Origin of the sequence: Paraburkholderia sp. EB58 (genome assembly GCF_050436665.1) — a bacterium.
GTDB lineage: Bacteria > Pseudomonadota > Gammaproteobacteria > Burkholderiales > Burkholderiaceae > Paraburkholderia.
Map to the genome: position 1 here is coordinate 109,397 of NZ_JBNDMQ010000019.1, position 20,915 is coordinate 130,311.

Below are 20,915 nucleotides of genomic sequence, written 5' to 3' on the forward strand. Positions count from 1 at the left end.
ACGGTCTGAAAATCAGAAGGCGATGCCCAGCGTCAGGTAAGGCCGAATATCCTTGTTACGAATCCCATATGCGAGGTCGACGTTCACCGGCCCCACCGGACTGCGCCAACGCGCGCCAAAACCCACGCCGGGGTAAAACACTTTCTCGCCCCATGTGTCAGTGGCCGTGCCGATGTCAAAGAACACCGCGCCGCCCCAGTCATGCGTGAACCAGTGCTGGTATTCGCTCGACGCCGTGATCAGGTATTTGGTCGGCAGCACCGAGCCGTCGACGCTATTGCCGATGCCCTCGTAGCTATAGCCGCGCACCGAGTTCGAGCCGCCGGCCCGGAACAGAAGCGAGGCCGGAATGCCGCTCGAGCTACCCGCCGTGAACACACCGCCCAGTTCAGCCCGGAATACCACCAGGTCGGACTTGCCGATCGGGAAGTACTGTTGGCCGCGCGCGTAGAGGCGTCCGAAGGTCTGATCGGCCGCGACACCCTTGACTGCGAAACCCGCTTCGACGTGGACCAGGTTGCCGGAGCGCGGAAACAGCGGGTCGTCGGTATTGCGGCGCGTCCAGGACCACGCGGGCACGAGCGCGTGGGCGATCTCCGGCCCCACCGGCGCATTCTGGTCGAGCCGGTCGTCGTAGTAGAGGAGCGAATAGCCGTAGTCGAGATACTGCGACGTGCGGGTGGTTTGCACGCCGCCGCGAAGACTGTAGATGCGTGTGTCGGATACGTTGGTGGTGCCATAGGACGCGAGCACGCTGTTGGTCCACCCGCGCTCGGCCGGCGGCATGGAAAGCTGGATCTGCCCGAACTGCTCGATCTGGTCGATCCGCCCACCCACTGTGAACGGGTAGGCCTTGCCGAAAGTGTTCAGATACGAGTAATTGCCCTGCACCTGCGGCCCGGTATCCGTGGCATAACCCACCCCGCCGCGGATGCTGTTGTACGGATATTCGCTGACCTTCACCCGCACCGGCGTCTCGAGCGGCTTGGCGGGGTCGTTGCCGACGTCGATCGCGACGCTCGCGTAGTACGGCGTGTTCTGCAACTGGCGCTGCAATTCGGCTACCCGCTGCACGTCATAGATTGCGCCGACGGAAATCGGATTCACGTTCTCGACGATCTGCTGGGGATAGCGCTGGGTGCCGGTCACCTCGAGCTTGCCCATCGTGAAGGTCGGACCACTGTCGAAAGCGACGGACAGCTTCGCCTGGTGCGTGCGCGGGTCGATACGCGCCTGAGACTGCGTGATCTTAGCGGCCACATAGCGACGCGATTGCAGCGCCCTGAGCGCCGCACTTTTAGCATCGTCCCAGCCGGACTGCGAGAACGGGTCCCCTTCGTGCAGCGAAAAGGCGAAGCGGGTGGCGTTTTCCTGCGCCGGATCTTCGGTCAGCACCGGCCCGTTGAACGACAGCGAAATGGACGAAATGGTGGTTTGCGGACCCGGGTCCACGCTCACGGTGACGCGCTTCTTGCCGCCCACCGTGCGGACGTCGGTGCGCACGACCGGCGAGAAATAGCCTGCGGTCGCGGTCAGGTCGCGCACCTGCTGCGGAGTGGCGGTGACAAGAAAGCCGAACTGGTCGTCGCTGACATCGTCGCGCTTTGCGAAGCGGGCGATATCCAGATGCTCCTCCAGCAGCTTGCGCAAGGCACGGGGCGTTGCCTCGATATCCACCTTATAGGCCGCGCGCGCCGGAACCCCGGCGAACGCCAGCCAGACGAGGCCGAACACCAGCCAGGCGCGCAGCAGCCGCGAGGCGCCGGGTGTGCCGTGCGCGAGCCGCCCTTGCCGCCCATCCGGTTTGCCCTGCCGCCCACGCGACGGTTGGATCGCACAACCCGCCAAACAGGACCTCCGCGGCCGTTGTTGATGAATGATTCCGCTTGACGGCCGCTGCGGCGGCCCGAAGCACGCTATTTGACCACATCGGAGCCGCCTCGCGATCATCTCGAAATTGGCGGCACGAGCCCCGCCGAGGCCTCATTGCGAGCCGCCCGATGCGCTGCGCATGCCCTGTCCGCCCGCACCGGCGCCGGTCGTTTGGCCCAGCGCGCCCGCCTTGGACGCGGCGTGAGGAGCGATGTTCCGCGAGTTTTCGACCGCGGGCGGCGCTTGCTGTAAAATTGCGATTGACACGAGCGACAGTCGCAACGGCTGCCGCCATCTCCCCATACGGACGTTGAGCCATGTATCAATCGGACATCACGCAATTCCTGAATCAGCTGAAGGCACAAAAGCCCACTCTGGAGGCAGAACAGCGCCGCGGCCGCTCGCTGCTGTGGGACAAACAGCCGATCGACCTTGAAGAGCGCGCCGAGCAGCAAGCCTCGCGCGTGCAACAGACCGCCTACCAGTACTACCAGAACTTCTAAGCGTGAGCACTGCCGACGAGGCCCGCGCCGCGAAGGCGCAGCCCGACGCTGCGCTCGCCGCGCCCGCGACCGACTCGACGCCCGATACCGTCGACGGTATCGCGTTCGCACGCCTGTACGGCGAGCCGCTCTTCAAGCTGCCCACGGATCTGTACATCCCGCCGGACGCGCTCGAAGTCTTCCTCGAAACGTTCGAAGGACCGCTGGATCTGTTGCTGTACCTGATCCGCAAGCAGAACTTCAACGTGCTCGACATCCCGATGGCGGATGTCACCACGCAGTACCTCGGCTACGTCGAGCAACTGCGGCAAACCAATCTCGAACTCGCCTCCGAATACCTGCTGATGGCGGCGATGCTGATCGAGATCAAGTCGCGCATGCTGCTGCCGGTCAAGAAGGCGGACACCGGCGAGGAAGCCGAAGATCCGCGCGCCGAACTCGTGCGGCGCCTGCTCGAATACGAGCAAATGAAGCTCGCGGCACAGCGGATCGACCATTTGCCGCAACTGGGCCGCGACTTCCTGCGCGCCGACGTCTACATCGAGCAAAGCATCACGCCGCGTTTCCCGGACGTGAACAGCGAGGACTTGCGCGCCGCCTGGGCCGACGTGATCAAGCGCGCCAAGCTCGTGCAGCATCACCGGATCTCGCGCGAGGAACTGTCGGTGCGCGAGCACATGAGCGTGATCTTGCGGCGTCTGCAGAACGCGCGTTTTATGGAGTTTTCGGATCTGTTCGATACGACGCGCGGCGTGCCGGTCGTGGTGGTGAACTTCATCGCCATGCTGGAGTTGTCGCGCGAATCGCTGATCGAGATCACCCAGGCCGAGCCCTTCGCGCCTATCTACGTGCGGCTCGCCTACCTGCCGGCCTGAGACAGCCGGCCGAATCACTGCTCTTGGACCGATACACGCTGCATCAGGGCCGCGCCTCGTTTCGATGCGCGGAACAGGTGCATGCCCCCGTTACACGCGTCTCGCAAATCCACTACAATCCGGCGCTCCGAACCTGTCATCACCGGCACGGGCGTCAAGGCATGAAAATGCACCATTTTTGTGCCGGCAGGAGCCCGCATCCGCGCGAGGAAAACCGTCCCATCATGAAAGTCATCAGCTCGATCCATGAATTGCGCGACCAGTTGCGCGGCCAGAACCGCACTGCGTTCGTCCCGACGATGGGCAATCTGCACGAGGGCCATCTGTCGCTGATGCGGCTTGCGCGCCAGCACGGCGACCCAGTGGTGGCGAGCATCTTCGTCAACCGGCTGCAATTTGGGCCGAACGAGGACTTCGACAAATATCCGCGCACGCTAGAAGCCGATATCGAGAAGCTGCAAAAAGAAAACGTCTACGTGCTGTTTGCGCCGACCGAGCGCGATCTGTATCCGGAGCCGCAGCAATACCGCGTGCATCCGCCGCACGATCTGGGCGACATCCTCGAAGGCGAATTCCGGCCGGGCTTCTTCCAGGGCGTCTGTACCGTCGTGATGAAGCTCATGTCGTGCGTGCAGCCGCGCGTCGCCGTGTTCGGCAAAAAGGATTACCAGCAGTTGATGATCGTGCGCCAGATGTGCCACCAGTTCGCGTTGCCGACCGAAATCGTCGCCGCCGAAACCGTGCGCGACACCGACGGCCTCGCGCTCAGCTCGCGCAACCGCTTTCTGCAGGCGGCCGAGCGCGCCGAAGCGCCTCGACTCGCCGCTGAGCTGAACCGGGTGCGCGACGCCGTGCTGGCCGGCAACCGCGATTTCGCCGCCATCGAGCGCGACGCCATGGCGGCCCTCGCCGCCCGTGGCTGGCAACCGGACTACATCGCCGTGCGCAAGCGCGTCGACCTGCTGCCGCCCACGGCGCAGGACACCGAGACGCCGCTCGTCGTGCTCGCCGCGGCCAAGCTGGGCGCCACGCGGCTCATCGACAACCTGGAAATCTGACGCCGCCTGACCCGCTCGGGGGCGCACCCAAAGACCATAAGGAAAGGCAAGAGAACGGCCATGCAACGTCACATGCTGAAATCGAAGATCCATCGCGTCGCCGTCACGCACTGCGAGCTGCACTACGAAGGCTCGTGCGCGATTGACGAAGATCTGCTGGAAGCCGCGAATATCGTCGAGAACGAACGCATCGACATCTGGAACATCAACAACGGCGAGCGCTTTTCGACCTACGCGATCAAGGGCGAGCGCGGCAGCGGGATGATCTCGCTGAACGGTTCGGCGGCGCGGCGCGCGCAACTGGGCGACCTGGTGATCATCGCGGCGTTCGCGACGGTGGACGAAGCTGAACTCAAAGCGGGCTGGAAACCGGATCTGGTGTTCGTCGACGACAAGAACAGGATCAAGGGCAGCCGCGATCACGTGCCGACCCAAAGCTGGACCTGAAGCGACTGCCGTAGTCGCCTGGCGAGCCGGCCATCCAGATGGCCGTTCCGAAGCGGCAAACCCGAAGTTACATGGAAGCCTCGCGCCCTGCGGCCACGAAGTGACTTGGGGCGCCTCGCGCCCAGCGGCCCTGCCGCCCTGCCGGGGGGTCCGCTTAAGCCTTAGGCTTGCGTTCCAGCCATTCGATGATCGGCTGCCACTGCTCCAGATCCTTTTCGACCCGGCTTTTCGCCACGTCCCATAGCGTCAGTCCGTGAGCGGCCAGTTGCACGTAGTTCTGCGTATCGCGCAGGAAACCGAGCACCGGCAGCTTCAGGCCCTCGACGAACCGGTGTAGCTGCTCGGCCGAGCGCGTGCGGGCATCCACCCGCATCCCCACCACGCCGATTTCGATCCCGCCTTTGCGCACCGCCTTCTCCTTGGCGAGGCGCTCGAGAAATTCCTGGGTGGCGAGAATATCGAACAGCGACGGCTGGAGCGGCACAATCACCTTGTCCGCCAGATCCAGTGCAATGCCGAGCCGGTTGCCGTGCAACCCCGCCGGCGTATCGATCACAGCATGTTCCAGCCCTTTGGGCGGCTTCGCGGGCGACTCCGGGTCCACTTCCCAGACTTCGATTGCCGGCAGCGTGGCGGGCCGCAATTCGAGCCATGCATGCGCCGAATGCTGCTTGTCCAGGTCCGCCAGCGCTACCCACTCGCCAGCGGCAGCGAAATAGCCGGCCAGATTGGTCGACAGCGTGCTCTTGCCCACGCCGCCCTTAGGATTGGCCACCACGATTACCGTCATGAATACTCCCGGGAAGAAGGCTGGCACCGCCAGCCGGTTTGCCGCTTCTGCTTCTAGTCTGGTGTTACGTCGACCCCGTCGATCCAGCCGTTGATAATATCGACAAATTCAGTCAGCCCGAAACCCCTGAAACGCAACTTGAGGGGTCATTGTTACAGAAAGGAGCAAAATATCATGAGCAAACTGCGCGCGAGCTGCACGATCGACGGCCTTCACGAACGCCAGCGGGGTACCCTTCCCGACCTGCTTGGAGTGCGTGTCATCGCGCTGGAAGAGGGCTCGCTCACCGCGGAGCTGACCGTGCGGAAGGAACTGCTGGCGCCCAATGGCTTTCTGCATGCGGCCACCGTGATTGGTCTGGCCGATACTTCGTGCGGATATGCCTGCATCGCGCACCTGCCGGAGGCGGCTCGTAGTTTCACTACGATCGAGCTGAAGAGCAATTTTCTCGGCACCTGCATCGAAGGCACGATACGCGCGGTCGCCAAGGCCGTTCATCTGGGGCGCACGACGCAGGTGTGGGACGCCACGGTATTAGATCCGAACGGCAAGACGATTGCGCTGTTCCGGTGTACGCAGATGGTGTTGGTGTGAGCGTATAAGGTCATCTCGCGCTGTAGATTGCACAGCGGCTGCTGTGTAATCTACAGCGGCGGGTTCGACCCAGTTGGTAAAAGATGCGCGATGCTGAAAGCACGAAACCCCTTCGGATCGCGTCCGAAGGGGTTTCTACAACCCATCACCTCAGTGGCTCACCCTTACGCCACCACCGCCCGCGGCGCCTTCACTCCGCTCAACGCCGCCACGCCGCCGCCCAGCAGCGCCTGCACCACCAGCGTCACCGCCCAGAAAGCCGGATATTCCCAGCCGCCGTTCGGCGAAGCGAAGCCCCAGCCGTTGTGCAGATGAGCCGACATGGCGCCCAGCATGAACGGCAGCAGCACCAGCGCGACCCACCGAACCTGCACGCCGAGCAGCAGTGCGATCCCGCCAGCCAGTTCGACAAAGGCCGTCACATAACCGAGCCAGCCCGGCAAACCGAGCGACTCAAAGAAATGCGCCGTCCCCGGCAGCGTAAAAACAAAAATCTTCTGCAGGCTGTGGGCGAGGTACAAAACGCCCAGTGCGAGGCGCAGGATCGTGGCGGCCAGCTCGGCGGAACGGTTCGAGTTCATCAAGAGTCCTTGTCAGTTGAGTGGGACGACGCACGCGCGTCGTCGATAGACCGGACTGTATTCGAACCGTGGAGAGGGAAAAACCGCCGTTTGGGCTTTGATTATTTCCTAGTAGGAATTAATCGGCCGCACCCAGTACGGCGGAAGCGGATTAGCGGATCGCCGCAAACAGCCGCGCCACGTCGAGATGCTCGGCCAGCGTATCGGCCAGCCGATCAAGTGAGGCTTCGCGCAGCGCCGGATAGTCGATCCTCTCGGCGTCGCTCAAGCCGGCCCATTCCAGCAACGCGGCGCACGCGCCCGGAGTGTCGAACAGGCTGTGCACATAGGTGGCGAGAATCTGCCCATCCTCCGAGCGCGCGCCATCCGGACGCTCGCCGCCTTCCGGCGTGGCCAACCGCAACGCCGGCGCAGCCAGCGCCGGGCCTTCGGTCTCACCCATGTGAATTTCGTAGCCGGCCACATCTGCCGCACCCGGCAGCGTGAGGCGACCCGTCACGTTCTTCAGTGTCTTGTCGCGTGTCAGAATGGTCGAGTAATCAAGCCAGCCGAGACCCGCGACGCTTCCCGGCGCCCCTTCGACACCATGCGGATCGGCCACTGCACGTCCGAGCATCTGCATGCCGCCGCAAACGCCGATGACCTTGCCACCGTAGCGAAGATGGCGTTGCAGCACCTGATCCCAGCCCTGCGCGCGCAGAAACGCGAGGTCGCCCTGCACATTCTTCGAGCCGGGCAGGATGATCAGATCGGCGGCGGGCGGCGTCATCCCGCTGCGCACGTAGTGAAAATCGACCTGCGGATGCGCACGCAACGCGTCGAAGTCAGTGTGATTGCTGATATGCGGCAGCACCGGCACGATCACGCGCAGGATCGTCCGCTCTTCAGCGCCCTGTGCCTCTGCGGCGCGCAGTTCGCGTGGCAGCATGTCTTCGGCATCGAGCGTGAGGCCATGCAGGTACGGCACCACGCCGAGCACCGGCTTGCCGGTCCGCGCTTCGAGCCAGTCGAGACCCGGCTTGAGCAGGCTGATATCGCCGCGAAACCGGTTGATGATGAAACCGCAGACACGCGCCTGCTCACTCTCCGACAGGCACGCGAGTGTCCCGGTCAAGTGGGCGAAGACACCACCGCGATCAATATCCGCTACCAGCACGACCGGACAATCGACCGCCTCCGCAAAGCCCATGTTGGCGATATCGCGGTCGCGCAGATTGATTTCCGCGGGACTCCCGGCCCCTTCGACGAAGATCGTGTCGTAACCGGCCTGCAGACGCGCATACGACTCCAGCACCGCTTCAAAGGCCACGGGTTTGTAGTCGTGATAGGCGCGCGCATCGAGATCCATGCGCGCCTTGCCATGGATGATCACTTGCGCGCCGCGATCGCTGGTGGGCTTGAGCAGCACGGGGTTCAGATCCGTGTGCGCAGCAATGCCCGCCGCGACCGCCTGCAAAGCCTGGGCGCGGCCGATCTCGCCGCCATCCACCGTCACGGCGCTGTTGAGCGCCATGTTTTGCGGCTTGAACGGCGCGACCCGTACGCCGGCGCGACGCGCGAGGCGGCACAGGCCCGCGACGAGCGTGCTCTTGCCCGCATCGGAAGTCGTCCCTTGGATCATCAACGTGCCGCGTGGTACGCGCATCCCCTCAGGCAAGTTCGAAGTCTTTACGATCGTCACGAAACAGAAGCCCACGCTGGTTGTTTGAAGCGGGCATTATCCCATCGCGCCAGGGCGCACCGGTACAATCACGCCATGATTCCTCGCGACCTCACCTTCGTTCTCGGCGGCGCCCGCTCGGGCAAGAGCGTGCATGCTGAACAGCTCGCGAGCGACAGCGCGCGGCCCGTCACCTATATCGCCACGGCGCGTCTCGCGGACGATGCAGAATTCGCCGCCCGCATCGCCCATCATCGCGCGCGGCGTCCGGCGCACTGGCAGCTGCTCGAAGCGTCCGTGGATCTCGCCGGCGCCGTTGCTCAGGCCGACGCGCCCGGCCACTGCATCCTGATTGACTGCCTGACCTTGTGGCTCGCCAATCTGCTGTGCCCACCCGACGGCAGCGCCCCCAGCGACGATTACCTCGCGCGTTTTGCTGCGTTCGAGGCGGCGCTTGGCGCGGCCACCGGCAAGATCATCGTCGTCAGCAATGAGATTGGTCTCGGCGTCGTGCCAATGGGCGCGGCGACGCGTCTTTATGTCGACGAACTCGGGCGACTCAATCAGCGCATCGCGGCATTGAGCACCCAGGTCACGATGATGGTCGCCGGCCTGCCGCTCGCACTCAAAACGGCGGCCCGCTAGCCATGCTGTCGCTGCCTATGATCGCCGCGCTAGCGACCGCCGGTGTCGCCGTGGACCGCTGGCTCGGCGAGCCGCGCGCGGCGCATCCGCTGGTCGCATTCGGCAAGCTCGCCATGCGCATCGAAGCGACGCTAAACACCGGGCGGCGCGGACGGCTCCTGGGCATGCTCGCATGGGGACTCGCCGTGCTGCCGCCGGTGCTCGTCGCCACGTGGCTCGTCGCCGTGCTGCCGTTTGCATTGGCCTGCGCGGTTCATGTTCTGCTGCTGTGGTTTGCGCTCGGCGCACGCAGCCTAAACGATCACATCGCGCCAATCGCCCGCGCGCTCGCCCAACGTAATCTTGCCGAGGCGCGCACGCTAACCGCGCGCATCGTGTCGCGTGAGACCAGCACTGCCGACGAAGCCGCGCTCTCGCGTGCCGCCGTCGAATCGGCGCTCGAAAACGGCAACGATGCGATCTTCGGCGCGCTCTTCTGGTTCGCGGTGGCGGGCGGTCCGGGCGCGCTCGCGTTCCGCCTCGCCAATACGCTCGATGCCATGTGGGGCTATCGCACGCCGCGTTATCTGCGCTTCGGTTGGGCCGCCGCACGCATCGACGATGGCCTCAACTGGTTTCCTGCGCGCCTGACCGCCGCGAGCTATGCGTTGCTCGGCGACACCCGCACGGCCTGGCGCTGCTGGCGCGAGCAGGCGCCGCGCTGGGACAGTCCTAACGCAGGGCCGGTGATGGCGTCCGGTGCCGGCAGTCTCAATGTGCTGCTCGGCGGGCCGGCGGTGTATCACGGCACCATCGAACAACGCCCGACGCTCGGCGCAGGGCAGCCCGCCAACGCCGGGCATATCGCCGCTGCGCTGCAGTTGGTCGACCGTACGGTGACGCTGTGGCTTGCTGTGCTGATCGTGCTCGCCTTGTTGAGCGTCCCCTTTCGTGGCTGATTTCATGGCTGATCCAATCGTCCACGGCGGCAATCTGCACGAAGCGTCGCAGCGCTACGGGATGCCGTACGCGCAGTGGCTGGACCTGTCGACCGGGATCAATCCGCATGGCTATCCGGTGCCATCGGTACCCGCCGATGCATGGCGCCGCCTGCCCGACGAGGGCGACGGTTTTGCGGACTGCGCCGCACATTACTACGGCGCGCCCGCTGCGCGGCATGTGCTGCCGGTTGCGGGCAGCCAAGCGGCGATTCGCGCCTTGCCTCAACTGCTGCCGCGTGCGACGGTCGCGATCGCCCCGCTCACCTATAGCGAGTACGCCCCCGCGTTCGAGCGCGCGGGTCATCGGATCGTGCCGCTCGATATCGCGTGCGACGCGTTACCTGACGATGTCACGCATGCCGTGGTAGTCAATCCGAACAACCCGACGGCAGATCATCTGAGCGCCGCGAAACTGCTGCGGTGGCATGAGCAACTGACGGCACGTGGCGGCACGCTGGTGGTCGACGAAGCATTCGCTGATGCAATGCCGGCGGCGGCGTCGCTTGCCGCCTACGCGGACCGGCCTGGCCTCGTCGTACTACGTTCGCCCGGCAAGTTCTTTGGCCTCGCCGGCGTGCGGGCCGGCTTCGTGCTGAGCGACCCCGCCCTGCTTGGCAGGTTGCGTGAGGTGCTCGGCGCATGGACCGTCAGCGGTCCTGCGCGACATGCGGTGAGCGCGGCGTTCACGGATCTAGAGTGGCAAAGCCAGATGCGTACGCAACTCGCGGCGCAAAGCGCGCGCCTGACCGGTTTGTTGCGAGCACAACGTTTTTCGCCGCACAGCACGCCGCTCTTTGCGTGGACCGACGACCCGCGTGCCGCCGCATTGCATCACGAGCTCGCGTTGCGCGGTATCTGGACGCGCTTGTTTCCCGCGTCGGCAAGCGTGCGATCTGGCTTGCCCGGTACAGAGCAGGAGTGGCTGCGTTTTGAGCAAGGACTGGGCGAAAGCGTTCAGGCCATCGATGCTGCGCGCGCGGGCTGACCGGTCGAACTCGCGCCAATCAAAACCAATGTCTCGCCACATGATCCGACTGCCCCGCCTCGCCTCGCTTGTCAGCGCCGTCCTCATTGCCTGCGCTTACGTGCCGTCCGCGCAGGCCACCGTCACCGCGACCGACGACACCGGCGCGACCGTCTCGCTCGCCGCACCGGCGCAACGCGTGATCAGCCTCGCGCCGCACGTGACCGAACTGATCTATGCGGCAGGCGGTGGTGCGAAGCTCGTAGGCGCGGTGTCGTACAGCGACTATCCGCCCGAAGCGAAGCAGGTTCCGCGCGTCGGCGACAACAAGGCGCTCGACCTCGAACGAATCGTCGCGCTCAAGCCTGATCTGATCGTGATCTGGCGGCACGGCAACGCCCAGGCACAACTCGAACGCCTACGCGAACTGCATATTCCGCTCTTCTTCAGCGAACCGCATCAACTCGACGACGTCGCGGCGACGCTAACCCGGCTCGGCACCTTGCTCGGCACGTCGAGCACCGCAGACGCCGCCGCCAGCGCGTACCGCCAGGACATCGCACGCCTGCGCACGCGCTATGCGGACCGGCCGCCCGTCAGCGTGTTCTATCAGGTATGGGATCAGCCGCTAATGACACTCAACGGCACGCACGTGATCAGCGACGTGATCACGCTATGTGGCGGACGCAATGTGTTTGCGAAGCTCGCACCGCTGGTGCCGACGGTATCGACCGAAGCGGTGCTCGCGGCCAACCCGGAAGTGATCGTGACCGCATCGGCGGGCGCAACAAAGCCCGACACGCCGCTGCCGCAACTGGAGAAATGGCGCGCATGGCCGAGCCTCAAAGCCGTGGCACGCAACAACCTGTTCGCCATCGACGGCGATCTGATCGACCGTCCTGCGCCACGCATTGCACAAGGCGCTGCGCAACTGTGTGAGGATCTGGAGGTGGCGCGCTCGCGCAGAACACACTGAAACGCTACGCGTTCACACATTCCACCGCACGAGCGACCAGACCTGCCGCTCATCGTCACGCCGCAGCCACACCACGCCGGACATATCGAGCGACCATTGGGTCGAACGCTCAACGGGTACGCCCAGCACCAGCGACGCAATCACCCGTATCACACCAGCATGCGTGACCACATAAGCCGGCGAGCATTCACGCGTCAGCCCAAACGCATCGAGCCACGATTGCACTCGCGCGACGAACTGCGCGACGCTCTCGCCACCATGGGCACACGCGTGTTCGAAATTGGCCGCCCATTCATCCAGCAAGGCGCGATCGATCGCATCCCAGCGCTGTTGCTCCCACGAGCCGAAGTCCATTTCCTTCAGGCGTTCGTCGATGCTATGCGCGCAACCGAAATCGCCTGCCATCGCCGCAGCGACCGTCGCGCAACGCAGCAGCGGACTGGACAGCAGCACGCGTGGCGGCGGTACCTGCAAAGTAGCGAGACGCATCGCCAGTGCCGCGGCGGACACAGCAGGATCGTCCATGAGTGCTACGTCGCTATGGCCGTAACACACGCCTTGCTCGACGGCGACGGCCGGATGACGCATCAGGACGAGATCCATGCAAGCCCCGCCAAATAGATAGCCAGTTCGAAAATCTGTTGCGCGAAGCCAAGGCAATCGCCGGTATAACCACCAATGCGTCTGACGAAATAGCGGCCCAGTGCAAAGCGCAGTACTGCCAACATCATAAGCGCCGCACAACCGAAGCGCCAATCAGGCCAGAACAGCGCCGGCAGCCCGAATAACGCCGCCCATGCGAATGCCACACCGGTCAGGCGCTGCGCGACAGGCTTCGCCTTGCCTTCCGCACGCACATAGTCGAGCGTCGCCAGATAACTGATCGCACACGTGCGGCTCGCGGCGTGTGCGGCAATCATCAGACCTGCGGCCCTCAATGGCGGCAGCGCCGTGAGCGTCTGCCACTTCAGCGCCAGCGCCACTACCAGTGCGATGGCGCCGAACGCACCAATGCGCGAATCGTGCATGATGCGCAGCACGTCCTCACGCGTATACGCGCCGCCGAACGCATCGCAACAATCCGCCAGACCATCCTCGTGGAATGCGCCCGTCACCAGCAAGGTCACGGCCATCGACAGCAGCACGGCAACACCTGGCGGAAACACGCGCAACGCGGCCAGATAGACGAGCGCACCCACCCCGCCCACCAGCACACCGACGAGCGGAAAATAACGCGCGGCTGCGTTCAGATAGTGCGGCTCATAGCCGACCCAGCGCGGCACCGGCACGCGCGTGAAATACCCTAGCGCCGTGAAGAAATAGCGCAGTTCCATGAGCGGGTTCATCAGCGCGCGATGCCTGTGAGCCGCTTACGCATCGCGGTCCGCGACACCGGCCGATTCAAAGCTGGCCATCTCGTTCAGGAACGCTACCGCAGCGCGCAGCAGAGGCACGGCTAGCGCGGCCCCGGTGCCTTCGCCGAGCCGCATGTCAAGTGCGAGCAGCGGGATGCCCCCAAAATGATCGAGCATGCGGCGATGCCCCGCTTCGTTCGAGGCATGCGCAAACACGCAGTATTCACGTACGTTGGGCGCGAACGCATCGGCCACCAGCAGCGCGGAGGTCGCGATGAAGCCGTCCACCAGAATCGTCATGCGCGCTTCGGCGGCGGCGAGATACGCGCCGGCCATCATGGCGATTTCGAAGCCGCCGAAGGTTGCGAGCACATCCAACGCGGCGGCGTCCGGCGCAGTGGTGTCTCGCGTGTCGGCACCGGGCGCATGATGCACCAGCGCCGAGGCAAGCACATTGCGCTTCTTCGCGAGCCCGGCATTGTCGAGCCCGGTGCCGCGGCCGACGCACTCGTCGATCGGCACGGCGCACAGGCGGCTCATCAGACAGGCGGCCGCCGAGGTGTTCGCAATCCCCATCTCGCCGAAACCGATCACGTTGGTACCGAGCGCCGCATGGTGACGCACGCGTTCCGCGCCGGCGCGCATCGCGGCGAGCGCCTGATCGCGCGTCATCGCGGGCTCATGTGCGAAATTGCGCGTGCCCGCGGCGACGGGAATATCGATGAGGCCCTCGGTGTTCGGCAACGGCGTCGCAATCCCCGCATTGACCACTTCGAGCGTGATATCGGCCACGCGGCTCAGTGCGTTGATGGCCGCCCCGCCCGCCAGAAAGTTCGCCACCATCTGCGCGGTCACGGCCTGCGGATAGGGGCTCACCCCTTCCTGCGCGATGCCATGGTCGCCGGCGAACACGATCATGGCCGGGCGCTGCACCGTCGGATGCGTGGTCCGCTGGATCAGGCCCATCTGCCGCGCCAGCGTTTCGAGCCGCCCCAGGCTGCCGGGCGGCTTGGTCTTCGTATCGATGAGGTGTTGCAGCGTACTGCGCAGTGTCTGGTCGAGCGGTTCGACGACGGGTAAGGCGAGGGACGAAATCATAGGGCTTCGAGTAAAAGATAAGTTCTTGTTCGTTCTTCAGGATGCCGGGCCGGCCGACCCGCGCTGCGCATCGTGCGGCCGCGGCGCCGGAATCAGCGCCTCGTGGCCGTCGTCCTGCAGCAGGATCAGCGGATAACCGAAAGCACGGCTCGCAAGCGGAGGCGTCAGCACATCGCGCGCCGGGCCGGCGAAGGCCGCGCCTGTGCCGTCGAGCAACAGCGCGTGCGTCGCGAAACGGCGCGCCAGGTTCAGGTCGTGACACGAAAACACTACTGTACGCTTCGGCCCGGCTGCCCAGGCGGTCAAGGCCTCGAGGCAGTCGATCTGGTGATGCAGGTCCAGATGCGACAGCGGTTCATCGAGCAGCAGGAGCGGCGCATCCTGGCACAATACGGCGGCCAGCGCGACACGCTGCCGCTCGCCGCCCGAGAGGGACAGCACATCGCGCGTCGCAAAACTCGCGAGGCCCAGCAAGTCGAGCGCTTCGTGAGCGGCGGCGCGATCGGCCTCACCCTCCCAGCCCCACCCCGCGAGATGGGGAAAGCGGTTCAGCATCACGATATCGAGCACGCTGGCGCTGAACGCGTCGTGCGCGCTTTGCGGCATCAACGCGCGGCGTCGCGCGAGCGGCACCGGCGACCAGTCGGCCACGCGCACGCCGTCGAGTTCGACCTGGCCTGCGGCTGGCTGCTGCAAACCCGCCAACGCGGAGATCAGCGTGGTCTTGCCGGCCCCGTTCGGCCCGGCGATGCACCAGACTTCGCCCGGGTAGAACGTGTGAGTGAAGCGCTCGAGCAGCGTGCGCTCGCCAGCACGCAACGTGACCTGTTGTGCACTGAGCGTCGCAACCGTGGATGGCGAAGTCGTATGGGTTGTCATCGCGGTCTGCGCAACAGCATCCACAAAAACACCGGCACGCCGATCAACGCCGTGATCACGCCCACTGGCAATTGGGCCGGCGCGATCACCGTGCGCGCGACGAGGTCTGCGCCCATCACCGCCATGCCGCCGCCGAGCGCGGCCGCCGGCAACAGCATGCGCTGATCGTTACCGAACGCGAGCCGCAATGTATGCGGCACCACGAGACCCACGAAGCCGATCGTCCCGCCCGTGGTCACCGCAGCAGCGGCCGCGAGCGAAGCCACGAGATACACGCGCAGCCGCAAGCGCATCACAGAAACGCCCAAAGCCTGGGCGGCCGCATCGCCGCGCAACAGCACATTGAGTTGAGGTGCCGCGGGCAGAATCGCCACCAGCACGACGACGAGCGCCGCGAGTGCAAGCCACGGCAGACCGCCGCCGTTCAGGTCGCCGGTCAGCCAGAACAACATCCCGCGCAAGCGGTCGTCCGGCGCGAGCGTCAATAGCAACGTGATCAGCGCGCCCCACCCTGCTGCAATCACCGCGCCAGTCAGCAGCAAACGCGGCGACGTATCCTGCGGCTCGCCGCGCCACAACTCGCGGCGCGCGAGACCAAGCACCAGCAGGATCGATACGAACGCCCCGGCGAACGCACTTGCATCGACGAGCCACCACGCGCAGCCGGCCATCATCGCGAACAGCGCGAAGCTTGCCGCGCCACCGGACACGCCCAGCACATACGGCTCGGCTAGCGGATTGCGCAGCAACACCTGCAGCAGTGCACCAGCCACCGCGAGCAGCGCGCCGCACGCAAAGCCGGCTAACGCACGCGGCAGACGCAACGAGCGCACAATCTCGCCGGCGAGGTCGGCGGGAACGCCGCCGTGCGACGACTGCGGCAGCAACGCGGCAAACACGCGCGCGGGCGTGAGCGGCACGCTGCCGAGCGCGAGCGAGGCGATCAGCACGGCGAGTGCCAGCGCTGCGAGCACACACCAGATCGCCGCAGCGCGTCTCGCGTGCATGACCGGCATCCGACGCACGGACAGGCGATTCATCCGCGCTGCCTCAGCGCCGGAAACATGGCGTGATTGCTGCTGCCAACCCAGCGCGAGGAAGGCGCTGCGACGCGATTTGATGCGGGTGTAGGCCGGCTCATAGTCCTGTTTGAGAGAGGCTGCTGGATTTTCGCGGCGACGTAACACGCCTTTGTGAATTTGCAGCGTCGTAGCGTGCGGAGTAAGTATTAATGGCACGCCATGACGCCCTGCCCCTGGCGAGACCGTGACCGCAGCCCAGATAGTAACTGTTCGCTCCGTTCACCCGGGCATACCGGCCTTACCGGAGGTTCACGTGGAAATGTGAAAGTGGCCTGCATGCCGGACGGCAAACTAGCCGGCCGATGCGTAGCAAGAGCGCAGCCAGCCCGTCTTCCCATGCCTCTCGCGAGGTGGCACACTCGCGGATTCGGATTTGAACCCCCACGTCATGGTCGACCCGCATGAACATGCAGTCGCCTACTATAGCGGGCGCGTCACGCGTTAGCTTCGCCCCGGCGGGCGTCGTTCCCTGTTTCCCGTTTGATGACCACACGACACGGAAACAGCGGACGGACTGCAAAGTGTCGCGAGTTTATGAGCGCCGGAAAAACCCGTCAAGAATGGTCAAGGCGTAGCGGCTCTGTGCGGTCGCGGACGGATAAATGTCAAATTCAGGGGGACGTACAGGCCAATTCGGCCACCGAAGTCTGCACAAAGCGATGCTGTTACGTCTCGAAACGAGACAATTGTCGGAACCTGCGACATTCCGCGCTAAAATGCCATGTCTTTAGAGGACGCAGCACATGCTCACCGAACTCGAAACACTTTCACAGAATATCGGCAGACTGATTTCGATCAGCCAGCGCCACAACGAAGCGCGTCAAGCGCTCGAAGTTCAGCTCGCCCAGGTGCGCGCCGAGGCGGATGCAACACGCGCTGAGCTTGCACAGATGCGCGACGAGCGCGATGCACTGCAAGCGGAGCGCGACGCGCTGTCGGCCAAGATCGACGACGCCCAGGTGCGCCTGAATGCGATCCTCGAAAAGTTGCCGCGTGCACGCGCTCATAGCGAGCCGGACAACCAGCTCGACCTGCTCGCGCCCGTGCACGAATCGGAGCATGATGCGCACCAGGAAGAAGAGGCCGGTAGCGCCGTCACCCGCCACGGAGAAAACGCATGACCACCAAGCAGATCGAAGTATCGATTCTCGGCGTGCCATATCGTCTTGCCTGCTCACCAGAAACCGAAGGTGCTCTGCTTGAAGCGGTGGCACGCGTCGACGCTGAGATGTCGAAGATCCGCGCGAACAGCAACGTACGTGGCGTCGATCGCATTGCAGTGATGGCTGCGCTGTCGCTGGCATCAGAACTGCTTAAGCTGCAAGCGAGCGTGCGACACGGAGAAGCATTTCCCGCCGAGGAAATCCGGCGTACAATGCACCAGATGAACGAACAGCTAGGTACTGTGATTCAACAGTACAGCATGCAGTAAAAAGGTTTAAAGTAGCTGTACGGCCAAGTTTCGAATTCATGCGAAGTGCGAGATCGAGTATCAGCAAACGTTTGAGTTCAATCAGTTTAGCTTCCCTGCCTGGTTCGCCAAGGTCATATATTCCTTGAACCAATGCCATGTGCACGGTTGTGGAAATTTGCAGCACGGGTGTGCGCGTCACTCTGTCTGATGTACCCGAAGTGCTGCTAACTGCGACCAATTCTGAACTCCCGGTTCAGGATGCCGGCCTAGCGGCTAAGGCGGGGACCTTATCAAACGGCATCGGACATGGGTCCGGTGCCGTTTTTCTTTGGGGCTTCGTTTTTAAGCCTTGGTTTACGGCGTTTTCTCTTTCTTTTCAACGTTCAATTCGATTCATGCGCTACTGGCTAATGAAGTCCGAACCGGACGAAGCGAGCATCGATCACCTCGCTCACGCACCGAAACACATCTTGCCGTGGACCGGCGTGCGCAACTATCAGGCGCGCAATTTCATGCGCGACGTGATGAAGGTTGGCGACGGTGTGCTCTTCTATCATTCGAGCTGCCCCGAGCCGGGCATTGCCGGCCTCGCCGAGGTCGCATCGACGCCCTACCCCGACCCCACGCAGTTCGATGCGAAGAGCCCGTACTACGATCCAAAATCGACGCCTGAGACACCGCGTTGGGTCCTCGTCGATGTCGTCTTCAAGAAGAAAGTCCCGTTGATTCCGCTTGCCGCGTTGCGTGAGCATGAGGAACTCGCGGACATGCGCGTGCTTGCCAAAGGCAATCGCCTGTCGATCACGCCCGTCACCGAAGCCGAGTGGCGCTTCATCACAAAGCGGCTTGCGTAGGCTTGTACTGGCTCGCGTAACACTGCACGCACACTCACTTCGCGCTGAGATTTCGCGCTGGCCGCGAGGTCTGATCTCGCGTCGCGGAAAGCTAATTGTTAAGTTAGGGAACCAAGACGGGGTGCGCGCGCCTAATTGGGTCGCTAGCGCGGCTCACCCGCATCGATCGCACAGATAGATCGTAAGCGGCATCCGCGCGCCTGGCTGGCAAGCGTCGTGCCATTGGGTAGAACGATCAATCCCGATGCCGAGCACGCGGCGCACGCAGTGGATTGCCTCATGGGAGGCCGTCGCACGAAGCCAGCACATATAGTGATCGCGCATAACCTGCTCAAGCAAGGAGTCTAACAATGACGCAAAAAACCGCACGTGCCATCGCATTGGCCATGGCGCTTGCCACTCCGCTCGCATTCGCATCGGCCGCTGCCCGCGCGCAGAGCGTCACGCAAGCCGAACCGTCTGGCGTGCTATCGCTGAACGCGCAAGCCAGCGCCGAAGTTCCGCAGGATGTGGTGGACATCACCCTGTTCTACGAACAGGAAGCGAGCGACCCGTCTGCGCTCACCAGCACGCTCAACCAGCGCGCCGATGCAGCATTGCGCCAGGCCAAGGGCGTGAGCGGCGTCACGGCACGCACCGGTTCGTTCTCGATCTATCCGTCAACCGATCGCGATGGGCGCATCTCCGCATGGCGCGGCCGGACGGAAGTCGTACTCGAGTCGCATGATTTCGCTGCCGCCTCGAAGCTGGCTGGTCAGATGGCATCGAACATGCAGGTCGGCAACGTGCAGTTCTCGCTATCGCCGGACGCGCAGCGCGCTGCAGAACAAAAGCTCACCGGCGAAGCCATCGCCTCGTTCCGCCAGCAGGCGAGCGCCGGCGCGCAGGCGTTTGGGTATAGCGGCTATTCGATCCGTGAAGTCAACATCGGACACAACGGCGTGATGCCGCGTCCCATGATGATGATGAGCGCACGGGCGATGGGCGCCGACGCGAAGGCGGCCGCGCCGCTGCCGCTCGAAGCAGGCACCTCGACGGTGACCGTGACCGTGAACGGCTCCGTGCAGATGAAGTAAGGCACGGGAACGAAGGGGCTCGAAGACTGAGCCGCCGCACGTTCTCCACAAGTGAAACGAGCCGCAAAATCAGCGGCAAAACAGGAAGTAGAGCGAGCCGCAAAAACGAAAACGCCACGGGAAGTACTTGCCGTGGCGTTTTTTTATTCAGCGCGCTTAGTGCAACATGGCGTTCAGTTCGCGCCGACTGCCTTGACCGCTTCGCGGCCCTTGCGTCGATACGCCCAGACCAGCATGACGACGCCGGCGATGATCATCGGCATCGACAGCCATTGCCCCATTGACAGCCCCATCGCCAGCAGGCCGAGGAAGTCATCCGGCTCGCGGGCGAATTCCACCGTGAAGCGGGCAAGGCCATAGCCGATCAGAAACACCGCGGAAATCGCGCCCATCGGCCGCGGTTTCCGCGAGAAGAACCACAACACGATGAACAGCGTGATGCCTTCAAGCGCGATTTCGTACAGTTCCGACGGATGACGCGGCAGCATGTGGTATTGCGCGAATATCTCGTTCAGATGCCACTTCGCAGCCAGATCCGGATGGCGCGTGAGCCAGATGGCGTCGTCGTTCGAGGCGCTTGGGAACATCATCGCCCACGGCGCGTTCGGATCAGTGACGCGGCCCCACAACTCGCCGTTGATGAAGTTGCCGAGCCGCCCCGCGGCGAGCCCCGTGGGCACCATCGGCGCTACGAAATCGGTCACCTGCAGCCACGAACGCTTACGTTGGTACGCGAACAGCACCATCGCGAGGGTAACGCCGAGAAAGCCGCCGTGAAACGACATGCCGCCTTCCCAGACCTTGAAGATGTCGAGCGGATGCGCGAAGTAGAAATCGGCCTTATAGAACAGCACATAGCCGAGACGGCCGCCGAAGATCGTGCCGAGCACGCCATAAAACAGCATGTCGTCGATATCTTTGGCGGTCCAGCCTTGCGCGGCGACGTACGGCAGACGCAGGCGCAGCCGGCCGACGACGATCGCCATGATGAACGCCACCAGGTACATCAGACCGTACCAGCGTACGGCGAGCGGCCCTAGATGGATCGCGATCGGGTCGAAATTGGGATGAATGTGCATCGTATTGTTATGGGCAGTTCAGGTTCAAAAGCGGATTCGATAAGGCTAAGCAGGTTGGCATTGGCCGGGCCGTGACGCGATGCGTTCGCTGCGAATAGGCCGTGAGGTGCAAAAAGGCGCAGTGTAAGCCCCG

General features: G+C 64.0%; 23 protein-coding genes and 1 other RNA gene. 14 read left to right on the top strand and 10 right to left on the bottom strand.

Annotated elements, in window-relative coordinates:
* Positions 1-12: 12 nt before the first annotated feature.
* Positions 13-1,752, bottom strand: a complete 1,740-nt coding sequence (locus tag P3T40_RS25890; protein WP_429270607.1) for an autotransporter assembly complex protein TamA — start codon at positions 1,750-1,752, stop codon at positions 13-15.
* A gap of 437 nt (positions 1,753-2,189) precedes the next feature.
* Between P3T40_RS25890 and P3T40_RS25895 the strand changes: the two genes are divergently transcribed.
* From P3T40_RS25895 to panD, 4 genes are all read left to right on the top strand, one after another.
* Positions 2,190-2,375, top strand: a complete 186-nt coding sequence (locus P3T40_RS25895; protein ID WP_429270550.1) for a DUF3460 family protein — start codon at positions 2,190-2,192, stop codon at positions 2,373-2,375.
* 2 nt (positions 2,376-2,377) lie between these two features.
* Positions 2,378-3,250 (top strand): segregation and condensation protein A, encoded by an 873-nt coding sequence (locus P3T40_RS25900; protein ID WP_429270551.1) that lies wholly within the window; start codon positions 2,378-2,380, stop codon positions 3,248-3,250.
* A 224-nt stretch (positions 3,251-3,474) separates the two neighbouring features.
* A complete protein-coding gene (gene panC / locus P3T40_RS25905; protein ID WP_429270552.1) occupies positions 3,475-4,308 on the top strand; it encodes a pantoate--beta-alanine ligase in 834 nt (277 codons plus the stop codon).
* A 60-nt stretch (positions 4,309-4,368) separates the two neighbouring features.
* On the top strand, positions 4,369-4,755 hold the full coding sequence (gene panD, locus P3T40_RS25910) for an aspartate 1-decarboxylase (protein ID WP_429270553.1): 387 nt from the start codon (positions 4,369-4,371) through the stop codon (positions 4,753-4,755).
* 154 nt (positions 4,756-4,909) lie between these two features.
* On the opposite strand, the gene P3T40_RS25915 is transcribed toward panD, so the two are convergent.
* Positions 4,910-5,545, bottom strand: coding sequence for a ParA family protein (locus P3T40_RS25915; RefSeq protein ID WP_429270554.1), 636 nt, complete (start codon positions 5,543-5,545; stop codon positions 4,910-4,912).
* Positions 5,546-5,719: 174 nt separating this feature from the next.
* Between P3T40_RS25915 and P3T40_RS25920 the strand changes: the two genes are divergently transcribed.
* A complete protein-coding gene (locus P3T40_RS25920; protein WP_429270555.1) occupies positions 5,720-6,139 on the top strand; it encodes a PaaI family thioesterase in 420 nt (139 codons plus the stop codon).
* A 164-nt stretch (positions 6,140-6,303) separates the two neighbouring features.
* On the opposite strand, the gene P3T40_RS25925 is transcribed toward P3T40_RS25920, so the two are convergent.
* Together P3T40_RS25925 and P3T40_RS25930 are read right to left on the bottom strand one after the other, a co-directional pair.
* Positions 6,304-6,720 (bottom strand): DoxX family protein, encoded by a 417-nt coding sequence (locus P3T40_RS25925; protein WP_429270556.1) that lies wholly within the window; start codon positions 6,718-6,720, stop codon positions 6,304-6,306.
* 151 nt (positions 6,721-6,871) lie between these two features.
* Positions 6,872-8,365 (bottom strand): cobyric acid synthase, encoded by a 1,494-nt coding sequence (locus P3T40_RS25930; RefSeq protein ID WP_429270608.1) that lies wholly within the window; start codon positions 8,363-8,365, stop codon positions 6,872-6,874.
* Between the two features lie 111 nt (positions 8,366-8,476).
* On the opposite strand from P3T40_RS25930, the gene cobU reads away from it, so the two are divergent.
* Genes cobU through P3T40_RS25950 form a run of 4 tightly spaced genes read left to right on the top strand, consistent with a single transcriptional unit; the run spans position 8,477 to position 11,945 of the window.
* On the top strand, positions 8,477-9,025 hold the full coding sequence (gene cobU / locus P3T40_RS25935) for a bifunctional adenosylcobinamide kinase/adenosylcobinamide-phosphate guanylyltransferase (protein WP_429270557.1): 549 nt from the start codon (positions 8,477-8,479) through the stop codon (positions 9,023-9,025).
* A 2-nt stretch (positions 9,026-9,027) separates the two neighbouring features.
* Entirely contained in the window at positions 9,028-9,963 is a 936-nt protein-coding gene (cbiB, locus tag P3T40_RS25940) for an adenosylcobinamide-phosphate synthase CbiB (RefSeq protein ID WP_429270558.1), read from the top strand.
* Positions 9,964-9,967: 4 nt separating this feature from the next.
* On the top strand, positions 9,968-10,990 hold the full coding sequence (cobD, locus tag P3T40_RS25945; protein ID WP_429270559.1) for a threonine-phosphate decarboxylase CobD: 1,023 nt from the start codon (positions 9,968-9,970) through the stop codon (positions 10,988-10,990).
* 40 nt (positions 10,991-11,030) lie between these two features.
* Positions 11,031-11,945, top strand: coding sequence for a cobalamin-binding protein (locus P3T40_RS25950; RefSeq protein ID WP_429270560.1), 915 nt, complete (start codon positions 11,031-11,033; stop codon positions 11,943-11,945).
* A gap of 12 nt (positions 11,946-11,957) precedes the next feature.
* Here P3T40_RS25950 and cobC read toward each other — a convergent pair whose 3' ends face one another.
* Genes cobC through P3T40_RS25975 form a run of 5 tightly spaced genes read right to left on the bottom strand, consistent with a single transcriptional unit; the run spans position 11,958 to position 16,284 of the window.
* Positions 11,958-12,548, bottom strand: coding sequence for an alpha-ribazole phosphatase family protein (cobC, locus tag P3T40_RS25955; RefSeq protein WP_429270561.1), 591 nt, complete (start codon positions 12,546-12,548; stop codon positions 11,958-11,960).
* Entirely contained in the window at positions 12,533-13,291 is a 759-nt protein-coding gene (locus P3T40_RS25960; protein WP_429270562.1) for an adenosylcobinamide-GDP ribazoletransferase, read from the bottom strand. The genes cobC and P3T40_RS25960 overlap by 16 nt, the downstream gene beginning before the upstream one ends.
* Before the next feature lie 24 nt (positions 13,292-13,315).
* Positions 13,316-14,398 (bottom strand): nicotinate-nucleotide--dimethylbenzimidazole phosphoribosyltransferase, encoded by a 1,083-nt coding sequence (cobT, locus tag P3T40_RS25965; RefSeq protein WP_429270563.1) that lies wholly within the window; start codon positions 14,396-14,398, stop codon positions 13,316-13,318.
* 36 nt (positions 14,399-14,434) lie between these two features.
* The gene (locus P3T40_RS25970; protein ID WP_429270564.1) at positions 14,435-15,277 is read right to left on the bottom strand and encodes an ABC transporter ATP-binding protein; all 843 of its coding nucleotides are present in this window, start codon (positions 15,275-15,277) and stop codon (positions 14,435-14,437) included.
* On the bottom strand, positions 15,274-16,284 hold the full coding sequence (locus tag P3T40_RS25975; protein ID WP_429270565.1) for a FecCD family ABC transporter permease: 1,011 nt from the start codon (positions 16,282-16,284) through the stop codon (positions 15,274-15,276). Before P3T40_RS25975 ends, P3T40_RS25970 begins: the two co-directional genes overlap by 4 nt.
* An 818-nt stretch (positions 16,285-17,102) precedes the next feature.
* On the opposite strand from P3T40_RS25975, the gene P3T40_RS25980 reads away from it, so the two are divergent.
* The 5 genes from P3T40_RS25980 (at position 17,103) to P3T40_RS26000 (ending at position 19,703) form a co-directional block, all read left to right on the top strand.
* Complete coding sequence (locus P3T40_RS25980) at positions 17,103-17,480, top strand: ATPase (protein ID WP_429270566.1); 378 nt, start codon at positions 17,103-17,105, stop codon at positions 17,478-17,480.
* A complete protein-coding gene (locus tag P3T40_RS25985) occupies positions 17,477-17,791 on the top strand; it encodes a cell division protein ZapA (protein WP_429270567.1) in 315 nt (104 codons plus the stop codon). Before P3T40_RS25980 ends, P3T40_RS25985 begins: the two co-directional genes overlap by 4 nt.
* Positions 17,792-17,880: 89 nt before the next feature.
* A non-coding RNA gene (ssrS, locus tag P3T40_RS25990) (6S RNA) lies at positions 17,881-18,062 on the top strand.
* 106 nt (positions 18,063-18,168) lie between these two features.
* Positions 18,169-18,627 carry an EVE domain-containing protein gene (locus tag P3T40_RS25995; RefSeq protein ID WP_429270568.1) on the top strand — a complete coding sequence of 153 codons (459 nt, stop codon included), beginning with the start codon at positions 18,169-18,171 and terminating at the stop codon, positions 18,625-18,627.
* Positions 18,628-18,977: 350 nt separating this feature from the next.
* Positions 18,978-19,703 carry an SIMPL domain-containing protein gene (locus P3T40_RS26000; RefSeq protein WP_429270569.1) on the top strand — a complete coding sequence of 242 codons (726 nt, stop codon included), beginning with the start codon at positions 18,978-18,980 and terminating at the stop codon, positions 19,701-19,703.
* Positions 19,704-19,876: 173 nt separating this feature from the next.
* On the opposite strand, the gene lgt is transcribed toward P3T40_RS26000, so the two are convergent.
* A complete protein-coding gene (gene lgt, locus P3T40_RS26005) occupies positions 19,877-20,782 on the bottom strand; it encodes a prolipoprotein diacylglyceryl transferase (RefSeq protein WP_429270570.1) in 906 nt (301 codons plus the stop codon).
* Between the last annotated feature and the right edge of the window lie 133 nt (positions 20,783-20,915).